Origin of the sequence: Myxococcus dinghuensis, from assembly GCF_024198235.1 — a bacterium.
Classification (GTDB): domain Bacteria; phylum Myxococcota; class Myxococcia; order Myxococcales; family Myxococcaceae; genus Myxococcus; species Myxococcus dinghuensis.
The window spans coordinates 55,477-74,167 of the sequence record NZ_JAKCFB010000037.1 but is presented as its reverse complement, the minus strand read 5'-3'; the positions used below and the strand labels follow the sequence as shown (position 1 = coordinate 74,167).

Below are 18,691 nucleotides of genomic sequence, written 5' to 3'. Positions count from 1 at the left end.
GGTCGCCGGGGCTTGGTGCCTCGGCTGGCAGCCGGAGCCGCGGGAATCTCTCCCCGCGACTCCGGCTTTCTGCTTTCTGCGCCCGTCACCCGCCCCTGTTAAGTACCGGGAAGGCGCGTGGACGATCCGGATGGGGGCTGACTAGATTGCCCCAAGGCCGGGTTCGGGGCGTGGGACGGGCGGCGGCTCTACAGGCGCAGCGAGGGATTTCATGGCGGGTAAGAACGTGGAGAAGCGAGACAACCAGACCCTCTGCTGCTCCTTCTGCGGCAAGTCGCAGAAGGAGGTGAAGAAGCTCATCGCGGGACCGACGGTCTACATCTGCGACGAGTGCATCGGGCTGTGCAACGACATCATCGCGGAGGAGATCGACCGCGAGGAGACCAAGGACACCAAGCTGCGCATCCCCCGGCCCTCCGAAATCAAGGCCGTGCTGGACGAGTACGTCATCGGCCAGGAGCGCGCGAAGAAGACGCTGTCGGTGGCGGTGCACAACCACTACAAGCGCATCGAGTCCAAGGTCGCCATGGAGGACGTGGAGCTCCAGAAGAGCAACATCCTCCTGCTGGGCCCCACCGGTAGCGGCAAGACGCTGCTGGCGCAGACGCTGGCGCGCATCCTCAACGTCCCCTTCACCATCGCGGACGCCACGTGCCTCACGGAGGCCGGCTACGTGGGCGAGGACGTGGAGAACATCATCGTCAACCTGCTCCAGGCGGCCGACCACGACATCGAGCGCGCCCAGCGCGGCATCGTCTACATCGACGAGATCGACAAGATCGCCCGCAAGTCGGAGAACCCCTCCATCACCCGCGACGTCAGCGGCGAGGGCGTGCAGCAGGCGCTCCTGAAGATCATCGAGGGCACGGTGGCCAACGTCCCGCCCAAGGGCGGCCGCAAGCACCCGCAGCAGGAGTTCCTGCAGGTGGACACCACCAACATCCTCTTCATCTGCGGCGGCGCGTTCGGCGGGTTGGACCAGGTCATCGAGCGCCGCCTGGGCGGACGCAGCCTGGGCTTCGGCGCGGACATCCAGTCGAAGAAGCAGCGCAACCTCACGGAGCTGCTCAAGCACGTGGAGCCGGAGGACCTGCTCAAGTTCGGCATGATTCCGGAGTTCATCGGCCGCCTGCCCATCATCACCGCGCTGGAGGAGCTGGACGAGCCCGCGCTCATCAACATCCTCAACCAGCCGAAGAACGCGCTCACCAAGCAGTACCGCAAGCTCTTCGAGCTGGACGGCGTGGCGCTGAAGTTCACGGACGGCGCCCTCAAGGCCATCGCCAGCGAGGCCATCCGCCGCAAGGCGGGCGCCCGCGGCCTGCGCTCCATCCTGGAGTCGGCCATGCTGGACGTGATGTACGAAATCCCCTCCCGCAAGACGGTGCGCGAGGTGCTCATCTCCGAGGAGGTCATCCTCAAGAAGAGCGAGCCGGTGGTGCTGCACGCCACCGACAAGGAGGCCGAACCGAAGAAGGAATCGGCCTGAGCCACCCGCCCGGAGGCCCCTTCCAAGGGCCCCCGGTCGTGACTTGACGGGGCGCGTCAAGGGTCGTTCCAGACGACCCGGGCGCGCCCTGTTCATTGCCGGGGGAGGAGCACTCCCGGCGGCGCCACGGTTTTTGTGGGACGCGCCAGTGGCTTTCTGTATGTGCTCTTCCGTATGAGAGCCCTGCTTGTGTCTCCTGTGTTGATGCTCATGGCCTGCGTCAGCTCGACGGGGGCCGTGCGGGAATCGACCCCAGCGGCGCCGGGCGCGTCGCGGGCTTCCTCGGAGGGACACGCGCGCATGGACTACCCGGTGACGCGGGCGGACGCGGTGGTGGACTCGGTGCACGGCGTGCCCGTGGCGGACGCCTACCGGTGGCTGGAAGACGAGAAGGCGCCGGAGGTGCAGGCGTGGATGCGCGCCCAGGACACGCTGGCGCGGCAGACGCTCGCCCAGGTGCCCGTGCGCGACGCGCTGGTGCGCCGCTTCAACGCGCTGTTCTACGTGGACGCCATCTCCACCCCCATGCGCCGGGGTGACCGCTACTTCTACATCCGCACCCACAAGGACAAGGAGAAGAGTGTCCTGTACTGGCGTGACGGCGAGAACGGGCCGGAGAAGGTCCTGCTGGACCCGAACACCTGGAGCGCGGATGGCTCCGTGTCCATGGGCACCTGGGCGCCCTCGTGGGATGGCCGCAAGCTGGCCTTCGCCCAGCGGCCCAACGCGGCGGACGAGGCCGTGCTGCACGTGGTGGACGTGGACACCGGCGTCTGGTCCGAGGTCGACGTCATCGAGGGGGGCAAGTACGCCTCGCCCAAGTGGACGCCGGACGGCAAGGGCTTCTACTACGAGTGGCTGCCCACCGACTCCTCCATCCCCGTGGACGAGCGCCCCGGCCACACCACGCTGCGCTACCACGCGCTGGGGCAGTCGCCGGCGAAGGACGTCGTCATCCACCCGCGCACCGGGGACCCGTCCACCTTCCTGGCCGGGGACCTGAGCCGGGACGGGCGCTACCTGTTCGTCGTCATCTCGCGCGGCTGGAGCGAGAACGACATCTACTGGAAGCGCGTGGGCGAGAAGGACTTCCGCCTGCTGGTGAAGGGCGAGGGGGCGACCTACAGCCTGCACGCCTGGAAGGACGTCTTCTACGTCACCACGGACGAGGGGGCCCCCAAGGGGCGCATCTTCGCGGTGGACCCCCGGCACCCCGAGCGCGCGGCGTGGAAGGAGCTCGTCCCCGAGGACACGACGGCGTCGCTGCAGTCCCTGTCCGTCGTCGGCGGGCACCTGGCGCTGGAGTACATGAAGGACGCCACCACGGAGGTGCGCGTGACGACGCTCGACGGGCGGCCCGTGCGCACGGTGGCGCTGCCCGGCGTGGGCGCGGCGTCCAACCTGTACGGTCTGGAGGACCGCGACGAGGCGTACTTCATCTTCACGTCCTTCACCACGCCCCGGCTCGTCTTCAAGACGTCCGTGGCCACGGGGGCCTCGTCGCTGTGGGCGAAGGTGGAGCTGCCCATGGACCCGTCCGCGTACACCGTGGACCAGGTCTTCTACCCGTCGAAGGACGGCACCCGGGTGCCCATGTTCCTGGTGTACCGCAAGGGCCTGGCGCGCGACGGCAACGCCCCCACGCTGCTCTACGGGTACGGCGGCTTCAACGTGAACATGCAGCCGGCCTTCCGGGCCAGCATCCTGCCCTGGCTGGACGCGGGCGGGGTGTACGCGGTGGCCAACCTGCGCGGGGGCGGCGAGTACGGCAAGGAGTGGCACGAGGCGGGCCGGCTGGGGCGCAAGCAGAACGTCTTCGACGACTTCCACGCGGCGGCCGAGTACCTCGTGCGGGAGAAGTACACCCAGCCCCGCCGGCTGGCCATCCACGGCGGCAGCAACGGCGGCCTGCTGGTGGGGGCGGCCATGACGCAGCGGCCGGAGCTCTACGGCGCGGTGGTGTGCGCGGTGCCCCTGCTGGACATGGTGCGCTACCACCTCTTCGGCAGCGGCCGGACCTGGATTCCGGAGTACGGCTCCGCGGAGAAGCCGGAGGACTTCCAGACGCTGTATGCCTACTCGCCCTACCACCACGTCCGCCCGGACGTGCGCTACCCGGCGCTGCTGATGATGTCCGCGGACCACGACGACCGGGTGGACCCCATGCACGCCCGCAAGTTCGTCGCCGCGGTGCAGAACGTGGTGGGCAACCAGGCGCCCGCACTGCTTCGCATCGAAATGAACGCCGGACACAGTGGCGCGGACCAGGTGGTCCGGAGCATTGAGTCCAGTGCGGACCTCTATGCGTTCCTTTTCCAGGTGTTGGAGGTGGGAGGGCTCCAGGGTGGGGTGCCAGCGCAGGCCCGCTGACACCCCGGGCGGACGCCCGAGACGGCTTCGGGTGTTCCCTTGATGGCAGCAGCACCTTCCCCAATGTTGAGGCGGGGAACGGTGTCTGAAACCGACGTGTTATAGACGTGCTTCACCCCCGGTATGCGCTTGCTGGTCGAGCAACCGGGCAACTCTTCAGGGGCCTACCTTCCCGGCAGGCCAGCAGGTGGCGGATACATGTTCTTCGGACGTGACGACAAGAAGGAAGCCCAGAAGCGCGGACTCACCGTCCCGCTCTTGCCCCTTCGGGACATCATCGTGTTCCCGCACATGGTGGTTCCGCTGTTCGTCGGCCGGGAGAAGTCCATCGCGGCGTTGAAGGACGCGATGGCGCACAAGGGGCCGGACGACAAGGCCGTCATCCTGCTGGCCGCCCAGAAGAAGGCCAAGACGAACGACCCCTCTCCCGACGACATCTTCCACTTCGGAACGGTGGGCCACGTCATCCAGCTCCTGTCCCTGCCGGACGGCACGGTGAAGGTGCTCGTGGAAGGCGTGCGCCGCGCCCGGGTGAAGAAGTTCCACCCGAACGACGCCTTCTTCATGGTGGAGGTGGAGGAGGTCGAGGAGCAGACGGAGAAGAGCGTGGAGCTGGAGGCGCTCGTTCGCAGCGTCCACTCCGTGTTCGAGGCCTTCGTCAAACTCAACAAGCGCATCCCGCCGGAGATGCTGATGCAGGTGGCCAGCATCGATGACCCGGCGCGGCTGGCCGACACCATCGTCGCGCACCTGTCGCTGAAGCTGAACGACAAGCAGGCGCTGCTCGAGACGGAGTCCCCGGCCAAGCGGCTGGAGAAGCTCTACGAGCTGATGCAGGGCGAGATCGAAATCCTCCAGGTGGAGAAGAAGATCCGCACCCGCGTCAAGAAGCAGATGGAGAAGACCCAGAAGGAGTACTACCTGAATGAGCAGATGCAGGCCATTCAGAAGGAGCTGGGTGAGCGCGACGAGTTCAAGAACGAGATCCAGGAGATCGAAGAGAAGCTGAAGAACAAGCGGATGAGCAAGGAGGCCACGCTCAAGGTCAAGAAGGAGCTGAAGAAGCTCCGGATGATGAGCCCGATGAGCGCCGAGGCCACGGTCGTCCGCAACTACATCGACTGGATCATCAGCCTGCCCTGGTACGACGAGACGCAGGACCGTCTCGACGTGACGGAGGCGGAGACGGTGCTCAACGAGGACCACTACGGCCTGAAGAAGCCGAAGGAGCGCATCCTCGAGTACCTCGCGGTGCAGCAGCTGGTGAAGAAGCTCAAGGGCCCCGTGCTGTGCTTCGTGGGTCCTCCGGGCGTGGGCAAGACGTCGCTGGCGCGCTCCATCGCGCGGGCCACGGGCCGCAAGTTCGTGCGCCTGTCCCTGGGCGGCGTGCGTGACGAGGCGGAGATCCGCGGCCACCGGCGCACGTACATCGGCGCGATGCCGGGCAAGCTCATCCAGTCGCTGAAGAAGGCGGGCAGCAACAACCCCGTCTTCCTGCTCGACGAGATCGACAAGATGTCCACCGACTTCCGTGGCGACCCGAGCGCGGCGCTGCTGGAGGTGCTGGACCCCGAGCAGAACCACAACTTCAACGACCACTACCTGGACCTCGACTACGACCTGTCCAAGGTGATGTTCATCTGCACCGCGAACACGATGCACAACATCCCCGGTCCGCTGCAGGACCGCATGGAGGTCATCCGCATCGCGGGGTACACCGAGCCGGAGAAGCTCTCCATCGCCCGGCGCTACCTCATCCCGAAGGAGCAGGAGGCCAACGGGCTGACGGACATCAAGGTCGACTTCAGCCACGAGGCGCTGCGCACCATCATCCACCGCTACACGCGCGAGTCCGGCGTGCGCTCGCTGGAGCGTGAGATTGGCGGCGTGTTCCGCAAGATTGCCCGCGACGTGCTGAAGAACGGCAAGCGGGACATCGAGGTGGACCGGAAGATGGCGATGAAGTTCCTGGGCACCCCGCGCTACCGCTACGGCGTGGCGGAGCGGGAGGACCAGGTGGGCATCGTCACGGGCCTGGCGTGGACGGAGCTGGGCGGGGAGATCCTCACCACCGAGGCCACCGTGATGCCGGGCAAGGGCAAGCTCATCATCACCGGCAAGCTGGGCGAGGTGATGCAGGAGTCGGCGCAGGCCGCCATGTCGTACGTGCGCAGCCGGGCGGAGCGCTTCGGCATCGACCGCAAGGTGTTCGAGAACTACGACATCCACGTCCACCTGCCGGAGGGCGCGATTCCCAAGGACGGTCCGTCCGCGGGTGTCACCATCTGCACGGCGCTGGTGAGCGCGCTCACGCGCATCCACATCCGCCGCGACGTGGCCATGACGGGGGAAATCACCCTGCGCGGGCGCGTGCTGCCCATCGGTGGCCTGAAGGAGAAGACGCTGGCCGCGCACCGCGCGGGCATCAAGACGGTCCTCATCCCGAAGGCGAACAAGAAGGACCTGAAGGACATCCCGCTGAAGATCCGCAAGCAGCTGCGCATCGTCCCGGTGGAGTTCGTGGACGACGTGCTGCGCGAGGCGCTGGTGCTGGAGAAGCCGGAGGAGTTCGGCCGCTCCAAGCCCGTCACCGACGGCCTCAAGCTGCCGGCCACCGGCGACGCTCCCACCGCCCCGGCTCCGGCCTAGCGGCGGGCGGACGACGGCCCGGGGCTCCTGCTGACCGGGGCCCCTCGATGCGCCAGGACATCGGATGACCCTCGGGTCGCCGGTCTCCTGGCGTCGTCGTCTGCGGGGCAGGCCACACAGCGGCTCGGGGTGGGGCTGGGCCCTGCCTCGTGGCGCGCGTCCCAGCCGCGGGGGGACGTGAGGTGGCGCGGCGCGCGCGTGGCGTGCCGGGCGCCTCGCGGGGGCTCATGGGACGGGCCCGGAGCACCAGGAGGCCGAGCGGGGGCCTGGGCATTCCTGGCTTCCCCTTTCCTGGAGTCCGGTGCTTCGGGGTACAACGTGCGGCGGTGTCCGCGCGCGCTCGACTCGTCTGGTGGTGTCTGCTCCTCGGTTGGGTGACCGGGGCGTGTGGGCCGTGCGGCTTCCAGCCGGACCCAGGCGTGAAGGTCGTGGTGCCGGCCATGCCCACCACGCTCGACTGGAGCCACTCGGATCCGGAGAGCTGGGCGAACTATCCGGTGATGCTGGCCACCCAGCGGGGGCTGACGCAGCTGGGCTCGGACCACTCCGTCCAGCCGGGGTTGGCCGAGCGCTGGGAGCGCTCCCGCGACGCCGACGGGCGCGAGGTATACGTCTTCCACCTGCGCCAGGACGTGCACTGGTCGGATGGCTCGCTGCTCACCGCGCGCGACTTCGTCGTGGGCTGGCGGCGCTCGCTGCGGGGACGCGAGCGCGGGGAGATGGCGGACCTGGAGGGGGCCTCGGAGGCGCTGGCGCTCCAGGAGAGGCTCGCGCCGGAGGCGGAGGTCCGCGCGGCGCTCGAGCGCGTGGGCGTCGAGGCCGTGGACGCGCACACGCTGAAGGTCACCCTGGCGCATCCGCGCAGCTACTTCCTGGCCCGCGTGGCCAACGTCTACATCTTCTATCCGGCGCCGGCCGCGGACCTCGAGGGGCGCTCCGACGAGGCGGTGCGTGACTACTTCGACCGGCCGCGCGACGGACGCCCGCTGGCGCTGGGGCCGTACCGCGTGGAGAGCTGGGACCGCGCGGGCGAGCGCGTGCGGTTGGTGCACAACCCCCGCTCGGCGTTCCCGGTACCGCTGGACCCGGGCGAGACGCCCGTGCCCGTCATCACCCTGATGAAGTCGGAGATCGGCCCCGCGCTGTACGAACGGGGCCGCGTGGACTTCGTCTTCGTGGACAGCGCCGCGGCCCTGCGCGTGCGTCGACCCGACGACCTCCAGCGCGAGCCGCTCCTGTCCACGTACTACCTCGCGTTCAACACGGAGACGCCGCCGCTCGACCGGCCGGAGGTCCGCCGCGCGCTGTCCCGCGCCCTGGACCGGGAGGCGCTGATGGCGGGGTTGCTGCCGGCCGCGAGGCCCTCGCACGTGTTGCTGCCGCCGGAGCTGCCCGGCGCCGCCACCGCCGAGGAGGCCACGCGCCTGCCCCACTACGAGCCCGAACGGGCCCGCGCGGAGCTGGCGGGCCTGGCGGGCCTGGACCGCCCCCTGCGGCTCATCTACCGCGCTGGAGACAACTTCGTGCCGGAGGTGGCCATCGCCGAGCGCGTGGTGGCGCAGCTGGCGAAGGTGGGCGTGCAGGTGGTGTTGGAGGCGCGCTCGGACTTCACGGCGGAGGTCTCGCGGCGGACCGCGCAGGGCCCGCGTGCGTATGACCTCTACCTGCGGCGGCTGGGCGGGGACTACGCGCACCCCAACACGTTCTTCACGCTGTTCGAGCGCGAGGGCAACCACCAGACGGGCTGGGAGACCCAAGGAGGCGGTGAGCCCATGCGCCGCTTCGAGCAACTGCTGGAGTCGGCGGACGCGGAGTCCGACGAGGCCCGGGCGCGCGCGTCGTACGTGCAGGCCCAGGAGGTGCTCATCGGGGAGCAGGCGGTGATTGCCCCGCTGTACCATCCCGACCGCTACTTCCGGGCCCGCGACTCGCTCAGTGGCCTGGACGTGGACCCGTTCAACTTCCTGGCCCTGCGCACGTTGCGACAGGCCGCGCCCGCCGCGAAGCAGGCGGAGGGGACGCCATGAGGACCGTGCTCCAGCGGCTCGCGCGCCAGTTGGTGCTGGTCCCCGTGGTCGCGGTGGCCTCGTACTTCCTCATGGCGATGCTGCCGCTCACCACCGAGAGCGAGACGAAGCGACAGGTGTCTCCGGAGCTGGCGGCGTCCTATCGCCGCGACCTGGGCATCGGCGAGCCGCTGGGCTTCCTGCGCCCGTGGGAGAAGCTGTTCCGCGGCGAGCGCCTGGGCACCAGCGCGCAGGGCATCACCGGCGACGAGCTGGTGCGCAAGCTGTCCGGCAGCGTCGGCGTGGGGCTGATGGCGCTCCCGCTCGCCTTGGCGTGGGCGCTCGGGTTCGCGCTCCTGCGCACGCGGTGGCGCAAGGGGCGCTGGGCCGTGCTGGGGGACGCGGTGCCCGCCGTCGCCTTCGGCACGCCCGTGTTCATCCCCGCGCTGCTCGTGGCGCCCGCCGTCGTCGAGCGGGGACACCTGCTCCCGGAGCTGTGCGCCGCGCTCGTCACGTCCCTCTGGCCCGGCATCTTCCTGGGCACGCTCGTGGGAGACGCCCTGGAGACGGAGCTGTCGCGGGACTACGTGCGCACCGCGCTCGGCAAGGGGCTGGCTCCGGGCGCGGTGCTGCGCCGCCACGTGCTGCCCAACGTGATGCCCGCGCTGCTGGACGCCGTCGGGCCGGTGGCCACCGCGCTGCTGGCCGGCTCCTTCGCGGCGGAGCGCGTGCTGGGCCTGCCGTACTTCGGCCAGCTCTACGTGCTCGCGGTGCTCAACAAGCAGGTGGCCGTCGTGGTGGTGGCCACCACCACCTTCGCGTCGCTGCTCGTCGTCGTCAGCCTGGGCATCGAGGCGGTCCGCTATTGGGTGGATCCGCGCTCGCGGGAGGCCCGGGCATGAACGCCATCCCTCCGCGCGCCCGCTTCGGCTTCGTCCTGCTGGTGGGGTTGGGCCTGCTGAGCCTCGTGGCCGGGCGGCTGTTCCCGGACTGGCTCGCGAGCAGCTGCCCGCTGGGCGTGGACCCCACGCGGCCGGACCGCACCGTGTGCGAGCTGGCCTTCGGGGGCCTCTGGGTGTCGCTCGCGGTGGGGCTCGTCGCCGGCGCGCTGTCCACGCTCATCGGCCTGGTCGTCGCCGCGGTGGCGCGGCTCGCGGGAGGGCCGCTGGAGCAGGTCGTCCTGCGCGCGGTGGACGCCGTCTTCGCGCTGCCGGACGTGCTGGTGGTGATGGTGCTCCAACTGGCGGGCCAGTCGCTGTCGGACGCGGGGCTCGGGGGCGGGCTGGGGCCCTTCGGGTTGATGGTGGTCTCGCTCTCCCTGGTGGGCTGGGCCGGGCCGGCGCGCATGTTCCGCAACCGCCTGGCCACGCTGGAGGGCCAGGAGTTCGTCGCGGCGGCGCGCGCGCTCGGCGGAGGCGGCCTGCACGTGCTGCGGGTCCACCTGTGGCCCGCGCTGCGCCCCTTCGCGCTGGCGGTGTTCTTGAGCCGCCTGCCCACCGCCATCCTCACCGAGTCCACCGTGAGCTTCTTCGGCATCGCCCGGATGGAGCCCATGTCGCTGGGGCGCTACCTGGGCACCAGCTACGCGGCGCTCATCTACGAGGGCGGCGGCCGTGTGGTGCTGCCCGCGTGGGCGCTGCTGGTGCTGCTGGTGCTCGGCGCGTCGCTCGCCTCCCAGGCGCTCTCGGCGAGCCCTCGCAAGGCCTCCTGAGGAGGGCCTCCGGGGCGCGTTGGCTGTGGAATTCCCAACGACGGCATGTGGGTTCCCATCACACGGAAACCTTTTGCCCGCATCGGTGAACTCCATGTCCCTGCCGACCATCGAAGAGCTGTCCACGTCCCTGGGTACCGAGACGCGCGAGCGAGCCGAACGCACGGACGAGCTGAAGCTGGAAACCGTGCGTGGCGCGGTGCTCGTCGTCGAGGATGACCCCACGCACCGGGAGATCCTGGTGGAGATGCTCGCGGGGTGGGGCTACGAGCCGCTGCCCGTGGGCAGCGCGGAGGAGGCGGAGTTCGCCGTGCGCAACAAGCGCATGGACGCCGCCATCGTCGACGTGTTCCTCCCCGGCCGCAGCGGCGCCACGCTGATGTCGCGGCTGCGCGAGCGCTTCCCACAGGCGGTGCTCATCGGCGTGAGCGCGATGAGCGACGCGGCCATGGCGCGCAAGTGCAAGGGCCTGGGCGCGGACCTCTTCATCGGCAAGCCGCTCAACCCGGAGCGGCTCTCCGAGGCGCTCCAGTCCCGCCACACCAGCTGGCACTAGCACGCGTGGCGCGAGGGGCGGTTGCAGGTTGCGCCGCCCCCCGTGAACGGTCGATGCTCCAGTCGTGAAGAACCTCGCTCCCGGCTTCCTGTTGGCCATGCCTCAGCTCGGGGACCCGAACTTCTACCGCTCGGTCATCTTGATGATCGAACACGGGGAGTCGGGTTCCATGGGGCTCGTCGTCAACCGGGGCGCGCCGCTGACGCTGGGAGAGCTGGCTCGCGGGCAGAAGATGGACATCGCCTCCGAGCGCGAGAGCCATCCGGTGTTCATCGGAGGGCCCGTGGAGCCGCAGCGCGGCTTCGTGCTGCATGACGACCGCGAGCTGACGGAGAAGCACGCCGTGCTGCCAGGGCTGTTCCTGAGCGTGACGCTCGACGCGCTGGGGCCGCTCCTGGAGCGCACCGCGCCCCGGCTGCGCTTCTGCCTGGGGTATGCGGGCTGGGGCCCCCGTCAGCTGGAGAGTGAGATCGCCGCGGGCTCGTGGTTGTTCACGGAGGCCACGGCGGAGGCGGTGCTGGGCCAGGAGCCCGGCAAGTTGTGGGAGACCACGTTGCGTGGCATGGGCGTCGACCCGGCCATGCTGGTGATGGGAAGGGGAATGAACTGATGTTGGATCCAGAATTCATCCGCGGCCGCATCCTGGGGGCCCTGCCGGGCTCCGAGGTGGAGGTGCGGGACACGACCGGGACGGGTGACCACTTCGAGGCACGCGTGGTGAGCCCGGACTTCGCCGGCAAGGCGATGGTGCAGCAGCACCAGCTCGTGTATGCGCCGCTCCAAGAGTGGCTGAAGTCCGGCGAGCTGCACGCGCTGGCGCTGAAGACCTATTCTCCCGAGCAGTGGAAGAAGCTCGGGAACCGCTAGAGAAGGAGCACTGCTCATGACCCCCGAGCTCAAGTCCCGGTTCGACCAGATCACCCAGTCGCACCCCATCGTCCTCTTCATGAAGGGCAACGCCCTGTTCCCGCAGTGCGGCTTCTCCGCGCGCGCCCTGGAGCTGCTCAGGCCCTACGGTGAGATCTTCACCGTGGACGTGCTCGCGGACCCGGAGGTCCGGCAGGGCATCAAGGACTACACGAACTGGCCCACCATTCCGCAGATCTTCATCCGCGGGCAGTTCGTGGGGGGCTCGGACATCCTCATGGAGCTGGCCGAGCGCGGTGAGCTGGCGGACCTGGTCGCCGGCAAGTCACCCGCCTGAGTCGGGCCGGAGGAGGAGGGGAGACCCGCTCCCCGCTCCCGGATAGGATGGGCGGCCGCACCCGCGAGGAGCCGCAGCAGTGGTCAACGCCACCCCGCCCGATACTTCCCAGAAGCAGGATGAGACCGCGGACGCGCCGGGGACACCGGCCGCCGCGGGCCCGAACGCCGCCGAGACGAACGCCGCCGTCGCCCTGACGGACTCCCCGCTGACGGGCGCGACGCCCGTGGCGGTGGACCCGGACGACCTGGTCGCCACGGCGAAGACGCCCACCCTGATGGACAAGGTGCAGGCGTTCCGTACCCGCTACGAGAAGTGGGAGATGGCCGCCTTCTTCTTCGGCGGCTTCCTCTACGACATCCTCTCGCTCAGCCGCATCGACGACACGCTGACGATGGTGCAGAGCTTCGCGTACCTGCTCATCCTGGCGTCGCTGCTGCTGTTGGAGCAGCGCTACCCGGAGGGTGTGGAGCCGCCGAGGTTCCTGGCCAAGGTGTGGCGTTGGCGCGAGGACGCCATCCACTTCTTCTTCGGCAGCCTCCTCAGCGTGTTCATGCTGCTGCTCTTCAAGAGCACGTCGGGCATCCTGCCGTACTTCTTCGTGGTGGGCATGTTCGCGCTGCTGGTGGCGAACGAGCTGCCACGCTTCCGCCAGTTGGGGCCCGTGGTCCGCATCGCGCTGCTCAGCCTGTGCGTGACGATGTACTTCGCGTGCCTGCTGCCGGTGGTGTTCGGCCGTATCGGCCTCTGGGTGTTCCTGCTGGCCGTGGCGCTGGGGTGCGCGAGCGTCTTCGGGTTGATGCGGTTGATGGAGCGCTGGCGCCCGGACCTGGAGTACCTGGTGCGCAGGGTGGCGTTGCCGGGCTTCGGCGTCCAGGCCGCGCTGTTGGGCTGCTACCTGATGGGCGTCATCCCGCCCATCCCGCTGGCGGTGCAGTACTCCGGCGTCTTCCACGACGTGAAGCGCGTCAGCCCCGGCGTGTACCAGCTCACGTCGGTGGATGACTCCGTCTGGTACAAGCCGTGGACGTGGTTCGGCCCGGACTTCGTCATCCGGCCCGGCGACAAGCCGTACTACTTCTTCCGCATCTTCGCGCCGAAGAACTTCGCCCCCTACAAGGTGCGGGTGCGCTGGTACTACGACCACCCCGAGAAGGGCTGGACGACCAACGGCAGCGGCTTCGTCGCCAACGTCAGCAGCAACGGCACGGACGGGGGCTACCGCTACTACGCCACCACCTCCAACCTGAAGCCGGGCCACTGGCGCGTGGTGCTGGAGACGGAGGACGGGCATGAAATCAACCGCCTGTCCTTCACCGCCGGCGCGGACGCGCGAACCGAGCCCCGTGAGCTGAAGGTGGAGTACTCCACGCTCAAGGAGCTGCTGCCGTTGAGCGCGGAGGCCTGGGAGAAGACGCGCAAGGACGCGCCCGCGAGCACGACGCCAGGGGCTCCCACGCCCGGGTCGCCCGCGCCGCTGCCCGCCGACGAGGCCGCCCCGGTGGCGCCCCAGGCGGTTCCGTCGACACCCTGAGCCCCGCCGCGACCCATCGCCTCCGGTGCGTGCGTATGTCACTCGCGCGCGCCGGACGCCCGGGCTCCTCGGGATTGCCGTGCACGTGACTGGCTTTCGAGAAGAGGATCGTGTCTTGGAGAACAAGGGCTTGAAGCGGTGGGTGGTCTGCGGATGGGTGTGCGTGGGCGCGCTGGCGCTGGGGTGCTCGTCGGCTCCGAAGGGGCCCACCATGCAGGAGCGGCGGGCGGCGATCCGCGACGCGTATTCGAAGACCTACCGGGGCGCGGAGGGATTCCAGGCGGCCCGGTGGGGGATGCCGCTCGAGGAGGTCCGCGCCGCGATTCCCGAGGCCGAGCTGGGGGTGGATGGCGTACTCCGGCTGAAGACGACCATCGCGGACGCGCCGGCGGAGGTCTCCTTCGGCTTTTTGAAGGAGCGCCTGGCGGCGGTGGACGTGTTCTTCCCCGAGGTGAAGGACGAGCTCGCGTTCCGCGGGCTGCTGAAGGACCTGCTGACGCGCAAGTACGGCACGCCCCGGCATCCCCGGGAGGTGCGCCGCGAGGTCAAGCGGGGCCTCATCCCCCAGCGCTTCGCCGCGGACCTCGCGCCGCAGGCGCCCACTCCCGAGACGCTGGAGGGCACGCTCGCGGCGAAGGGCGCCTTCAAGCTCGTCGACCGCTGGGTCACCGGTGAGAGCCTGGTGAACCTGGGCCAGTGGCGGCTGCCCGACTCCGGTGTCATGTCCATCCAGTACGAGAGCGCCTTCTACGCGCCCGGCCGGACGGACCTGGACCGGCGCACCTTCAACGAGGCGCGCGAGGAGCTGGTGAAGGAGCTGTAGCGGGGGCGCCGCGCGCGCGTCAGAACGCGTCCGCCTGGGCGCGGCGCCGGGTGGCGAGGTCCTCGAACACGTCGGCGCGGATGACCTGGGCGAAGTCGCGTCCCTCGTAGTGGAGGGTCAGCATCCGCTCGTTGCGGCCCTCGTTCAGGCCCTCGCCGCCCATCAGGTAGACGGACGTCTCGTCCGTGCGCCAGGTGGCCGTCACGAGCGCGTGGAGGCGGCGGACGAAGCCGTCTGCGCGAGCGACCGCGTCCGGCGGAACGGCGACCGCGTAGGTGGGGATGGGCTCACCGGGTCCGGGGCGCGACTGGGGGAGGGTGTCCGTGAAGAAGGCGAGCGTCCAGGAGAGGTCCGTCCCCACCTTCCGCCGGTTGGCGTGGCTCGCCTCCTCGTTCAACAGCGTCCTGTACCCGCGCGGCCGCCCGTACTTCGCCACCATGGCGTCCACCAGCACCTGGTGCTCCTGCCGGACGTCGAACGTCTCCGTGAAGCGCACCAGCACGTTGCCCAGGTGCCCGTCCGTGAAGACGAAGAGCACCATGCCTTGCAGCCCGGCCAGCTCGGTGGGCATGAAGAGGTCGCCTCGCGTCGTGGGCTGGACCTCCGGGTGCAATGCGCGCACCTCGTCGGGCGTCATCCCCCAGCGGGTGGCCTGGAAGCCCTCCCCGCCGCGATGGTTCTGCGCGTACCCCGCTTGGAGCAGGGCCCGCTGCTCCGAGACCGACGAACCGCAACCCAGCAGGACCAGCAACACCACCCCGTAACGATTCATGGCGGCATCCTCATGTGTCCAGGAGGCTGTGGCAACTGAGTTGTCATTCGGCTGGGGCCGTCGGGCGAGCATCCGGGACGGCGCGGTGGGAAGGGCTTCAGCGCAGCAGCGAGCGGGCGGTGGGCTCGAGCAGGAGTGTCTCCGGGGCGGCGTCGAGCAGGGCGCGCAGCGCGGGCTGGACCTCCATCGTCCACTTTCGGGAGCGCGCCAGCTTCGCCACGTGCTCGGTGGCGTGTTCGCGGCTGGGGAACAGCGTGAACAGGACGAGCACGTGCTCTCCCTCCCGCACGGGGAGGGCGGGGAAGGTGTTCTGGGCGTACTCGCTCTGGAACAGGGCCAGCGGCGTGGCGCCCGTCTCGGCGAGGACGGGCAGGAGCCGCCGCCGCACGAACCGGAGGAACGCGTCGTCCACGGGGGCGCTCCGGTGGAGGAGGGTGACGTGCACCACGGACGGGGGGCGCTCGGACGTTCCTACCGGGGGGCGAGTCACTCCGGAGGTGGTGAAGGTCGGCCCGCCGGGGACGGGGCGCAGCAGCAGGACGTTCGTCGAGTCCTGCATCGTCGCGTTGGCTGCTTCCCGGTGCAGCTTCCACACAGGGCCGCCGTAGAAGCGCTTCAGCATCTCCTCGCGCGAGCGCATGTCCGTGAAGCCGCGCAGCCAGACGAAGCGGTCGGGGCGCTCGGTGTCGCGGAACTGGCCCACGAGCGTCGCGCCCTGCTCCTCCTGGCTCTCCACGAACTCCCGGTCGAACAACTCGATGAGGACGTCTCGCTGACCGGGACGCAGCGTGTATTGCCTCAGTTCGAGGACGGCACAGCAGCCGGGCGCCGTGGCCTTCGCGGCGGGTGAGGCCGGGGCGCTTGCCTCCGCCTCCGTTGTCAGCAGCACCAACGACGACATCAACACGAGCGACGCGCGCATCCAGTCTCCAGTCCTGGGGGATGCGCGCCACCGTAAGGGCCAATGCGGACACTTCCGGCCCTCATTCGGACCGGCCCGGGACGCGGCCCCTCCGGGTGGGCCGCTCCCTTCGCGCCGTGGAGGCTGGGGCTACTCACACTTCTGGGGGCAGCTCTGCTCGAGCCGCTCACACCGGAGCTGCTGCTCCGGCGTGGTGGCGTTCTGCCAGCAGCGGCTGCTCTGCACGGCGCACGCCTCCAGACAGGCCTCGCGGGCCGTCTGGGCATGCTCGTCCACTCCGAGGTCGGACGACGTGTCGAGGGCCTCCGGTCCACCACAGCCCATCAGACCGCCTGCGATGACGGCCACCGCCAACAAGGACTTCCCCATGTGCAGCCTCCTGTTCCGCGTGGATGCGGCTCCGCTCGTGGGAGCCTGCATGCGGACCATGAAAGGCGACGCGGGCGGGTGTCCGCCACGAGTCCTGGACTACCCGTTGGCGGTGGCACTTCCAGGCGGGAGCGCCGTGGCCCCCGCCCGGGTGACTGCGATTACTGGCAGTTGTCCATGTCGTAGTTGAAGTCCTTGCGCGGCGTCTGGCCCGGGTCCTGGTTGATGGCCGCGATGTTCAGCTCCTGGTAGGAGACGGTCTGGCTGCTGCCGATGACCATCTGCGTCCGCTCCACGCGCGTGGTGGAGAGCACCACCTTGCCCGTCGTGCCGTTGGGCTCGATGCGGAAGCAGTTCATGATGCGCGGGTCGACGGTGGACTTGCGGCACTGGGTGTACTGGCCCAACACGGTGCGCTGCGTGTACGTGCAGCGGCAGTCCCACGGGTCGTTCACCTCGGAATAGTAGGCGGCCTCGTAGCCCGTCGCCGTCTGGACGACCTCGACGTAGGTGCCGTCGCGCGGCTCGTCACAGCGCAGGAGCACGTCGCCCACCGCGCCCTGCTTCACCTCGGTCGTCTCGGGAATGACCTCCGTCGCCGACATCGGATCCTGCCGGGTGGCGCCGTCGCACCCCAGACCCACGAGGGAACCCATGATGATGAACGCGGAGAGACGCAGGGAAGAACGCATTGATGTCCTCGGGAAGAATGTCCGGGTCATCCCGGACATCGGATATGGGAGCTTTTTCTCATCTCGTGTGCAATGCACATTTCGATGACGTCACTCCGAGCACGGCCCTCCCCGGTCCTTCCGCGAAGGAGGGGAAGGGCCCTCTCGATACCTGACAGATGGCTGTCACACCTGGGTGTCAGGGTCCGTCACACGAAGCCGTTGTGACCTGCCGTCCCCCTGAAAACCCAGGCCCCATGTTCCCTATCTCTTGGATGTTGCTGCCATTTTCCGTCATCCCCGTGGAGCGGACGGCTTCCCGCCGACGGGCGGCGAAGGACCCATCACGTCGCCTCCGGGTGGTGGCCCCACTCCGCGAGGTGAAGGAGGTTGCTCCCGTGGTGTCACGGCGCAAGCGAGTCACGCCGGCCAGCGCGCCGCGTCGGAAGGCCTCGAGGGGTCCCGTCCCGGTTCTCTCGTCGCGAGAATTGAACCGGGCCCTGCTCCAACGGCAGTTCCTGTTGGAGCGGACCTCTCGTGGGGTGCCGGAGGTGCTGGAGCAGCTCGTCGGCCTCCAGGCCCAGGCCGGGAACGCCCCCTACGTGGGGCTGTGGACTCGCCTGGCGCGCTTCCAGCTCGAGGACCTGACCCGGTTGTACACGTCGCGTCGTGTGGTCCGCGCGACGCTGATGCGCGCCACGCAGCACCTCGTCACGGCAAGCGACTTCCTGGGGCTGCGGCCCGCGCTCCAGCCGGTGCTGGACCGGGGCTTCCAGTACAGCCCCCACCGACGCGCGCTGGAGGGGGTGGACCTGGAGGCGGTCCTCGCGGAGGGGCGGCGGCTGCTCTCGGATGGGCCCTTGAGCAACGTGGAGCTCGGTCGGCGGCTCCACGCGCGGTGGCCCGAGCACGACGCACGCGGCCTGGGCTTCCTGGTGCGCTCCCTCTCCGAGCCGCTCGTCACCGTGCCTCCGTTCGGCACGTGGGGCGTGGGGGGCGAGGTCGAGTTCACGCCGGCCGAAGCCTGGCTCGGTCGCCCCATGGGGCCGGCCCTCTCCGAGGAGGATGTGGTGCTGCGCTACCTGCGCGCCTTCGGCCCCGCGAGCGTGAAGGACATGCAGACCTGGTCCGGACTGTCCGGGCTGCGCGAGGTCGTGGCGAGGCTCGGTGGGCGGCTGCGGATGTTCCGGGACGAGAAGGGCCGCGAGTTGTTCGATGTGCCCGATGCCCCGCGACCGGACGGAGATACGCCCGCGCCCGTGCGGTTCCTTCCCGAGTTCGACAACGTGCTGCTGTCTCACACGGACCGCTCGCGCATCATCTCCGAGGAGCACCGTCGCCGCGTCTTCACCGTCAACGGCATCATCCGCGCGACGGTGTTGGTGGATGGCTTCGTGCGGGGGATGTGGCGGGTCGAGCGCGAGAAGACGGGCGCCACGCTCTGTATCGAACCGTTCGCCCGCATCTCACGAGAGGACCGCGCGGCCCTGACGGAGGAGGGGCTCCGGCTGCTCTCGTGTGTCGCCGCCGACGCCCCGACGCACGACGTGCGCTTCTCCCGCGTGTCCTGAGCGGGACGGCAGCTTCCATCTGCCGCGCCAGGAGTCACGTCCTC

Annotated in this window: 17 protein-coding genes; 13 read left to right on the top strand and 4 right to left on the bottom strand. The window is 69.5% G+C overall.

What is annotated here, in order from left to right; genetic code table 11:
* The first annotated feature begins 211 nt into the window (after nt 1–211).
* The 12 genes from clpX to LZ198_RS33490 all read left to right on the top strand — a co-directional run bounded on the left by clpX (nt 212) and on the right by LZ198_RS33490 (nt 14,342).
* Nucleotides 212–1,489 (top strand): ATP-dependent Clp protease ATP-binding subunit ClpX, encoded by a 1,278-nt coding sequence (gene clpX, locus LZ198_RS33545; RefSeq protein ID WP_234062687.1) that lies wholly within the window; start codon nt 212–214, stop codon nt 1,487–1,489.
* A 300-nt stretch (nt 1,490–1,789) separates the two neighbouring features.
* Nucleotides 1,790–3,859, top strand: a complete 2,070-nt coding sequence (locus LZ198_RS33540) for a prolyl oligopeptidase family serine peptidase (protein ID WP_253976212.1) — start codon at nt 1,790–1,792, stop codon at nt 3,857–3,859.
* A 198-nt stretch (nt 3,860–4,057) separates the two neighbouring features.
* Nucleotides 4,058–6,508 (top strand): endopeptidase La, encoded by a 2,451-nt coding sequence (lon, locus tag LZ198_RS33535; protein ID WP_253976211.1) that lies wholly within the window; start codon nt 4,058–4,060, stop codon nt 6,506–6,508.
* Between the two features lie 440 nt (nt 6,509–6,948).
* Nucleotides 6,949–8,535, top strand: a complete 1,587-nt coding sequence (locus LZ198_RS33530) for a peptide ABC transporter substrate-binding protein (RefSeq protein WP_253976228.1) — start codon at nt 6,949–6,951, stop codon at nt 8,533–8,535.
* A complete protein-coding gene (locus LZ198_RS33525; RefSeq protein WP_253976210.1) occupies nt 8,532–9,416 on the top strand; it encodes an ABC transporter permease subunit in 885 nt (294 codons plus the stop codon). Before LZ198_RS33530 ends, LZ198_RS33525 begins: the two co-directional genes overlap by 4 nt.
* Nucleotides 9,413–10,225 carry an ABC transporter permease subunit gene (locus LZ198_RS33520; RefSeq protein WP_253976209.1) on the top strand — a complete coding sequence of 271 codons (813 nt, stop codon included), beginning with the start codon at nt 9,413–9,415 and terminating at the stop codon, nt 10,223–10,225. Before LZ198_RS33525 ends, LZ198_RS33520 begins: the two co-directional genes overlap by 4 nt.
* Before the next feature lie 94 nt (nt 10,226–10,319).
* Nucleotides 10,320–10,781: a response regulator gene (locus LZ198_RS33515; protein ID WP_253976208.1), complete on the top strand. Its 462-nt coding sequence runs from the start codon at nt 10,320–10,322 to the stop codon at nt 10,779–10,781.
* Nucleotides 10,782–10,845: 64 nt separating this feature from the next.
* Complete coding sequence (locus LZ198_RS33510; protein WP_253976207.1) at nt 10,846–11,391, top strand: YqgE/AlgH family protein; 546 nt, start codon at nt 10,846–10,848, stop codon at nt 11,389–11,391.
* Complete coding sequence (locus tag LZ198_RS33505) at nt 11,391–11,648, top strand: BolA family protein (RefSeq protein ID WP_253976206.1); 258 nt, start codon at nt 11,391–11,393, stop codon at nt 11,646–11,648. The genes LZ198_RS33510 and LZ198_RS33505 overlap by 1 nt, the downstream gene beginning before the upstream one ends.
* A 16-nt stretch (nt 11,649–11,664) precedes the next feature.
* Nucleotides 11,665–11,985 (top strand): Grx4 family monothiol glutaredoxin, encoded by a 321-nt coding sequence (gene grxD, locus LZ198_RS33500; RefSeq protein ID WP_253976205.1) that lies wholly within the window; start codon nt 11,665–11,667, stop codon nt 11,983–11,985.
* Between the two features lie 79 nt (nt 11,986–12,064).
* Nucleotides 12,065–13,519, top strand: a complete 1,455-nt coding sequence (locus LZ198_RS33495) for a DUF2914 domain-containing protein (RefSeq protein WP_253976204.1) — start codon at nt 12,065–12,067, stop codon at nt 13,517–13,519.
* A 115-nt stretch (nt 13,520–13,634) separates the two neighbouring features.
* Nucleotides 13,635–14,342, top strand: coding sequence for a hypothetical protein (locus LZ198_RS33490; protein ID WP_253976203.1), 708 nt, complete (start codon nt 13,635–13,637; stop codon nt 14,340–14,342).
* 19 nt (nt 14,343–14,361) lie between these two features.
* Here the strand turns inward: LZ198_RS33490 and LZ198_RS33485 are convergent, their stop codons facing one another.
* The 4 genes from LZ198_RS33485 to LZ198_RS33470 form a co-directional block, all read right to left on the bottom strand.
* A complete protein-coding gene (locus LZ198_RS33485) occupies nt 14,362–15,114 on the bottom strand; it encodes a hypothetical protein (protein ID WP_253976202.1) in 753 nt (250 codons plus the stop codon).
* 97 nt (nt 15,115–15,211) lie between these two features.
* Entirely contained in the window at nt 15,212–16,036 is an 825-nt protein-coding gene (locus LZ198_RS33480; RefSeq protein WP_253976201.1) for an NIPSNAP family protein, read from the bottom strand.
* Nucleotides 16,037–16,165: 129 nt separating this feature from the next.
* On the bottom strand, nt 16,166–16,405 hold the full coding sequence (locus LZ198_RS33475) for a hypothetical protein (protein WP_253976200.1): 240 nt from the start codon (nt 16,403–16,405) through the stop codon (nt 16,166–16,168).
* Nucleotides 16,406–16,566: 161 nt separating this feature from the next.
* A complete protein-coding gene (locus tag LZ198_RS33470; protein WP_253976199.1) occupies nt 16,567–17,097 on the bottom strand; it encodes a hypothetical protein in 531 nt (176 codons plus the stop codon).
* 467 nt (nt 17,098–17,564) lie between these two features.
* Between LZ198_RS33470 and LZ198_RS33465 the strand changes: the two genes are divergently transcribed.
* Nucleotides 17,565–18,647, top strand: a complete 1,083-nt coding sequence (locus LZ198_RS33465; protein WP_253976198.1) for a winged helix DNA-binding domain-containing protein — start codon at nt 17,565–17,567, stop codon at nt 18,645–18,647.
* Nucleotides 18,648–18,691: the final 44 nt, after the last annotated feature.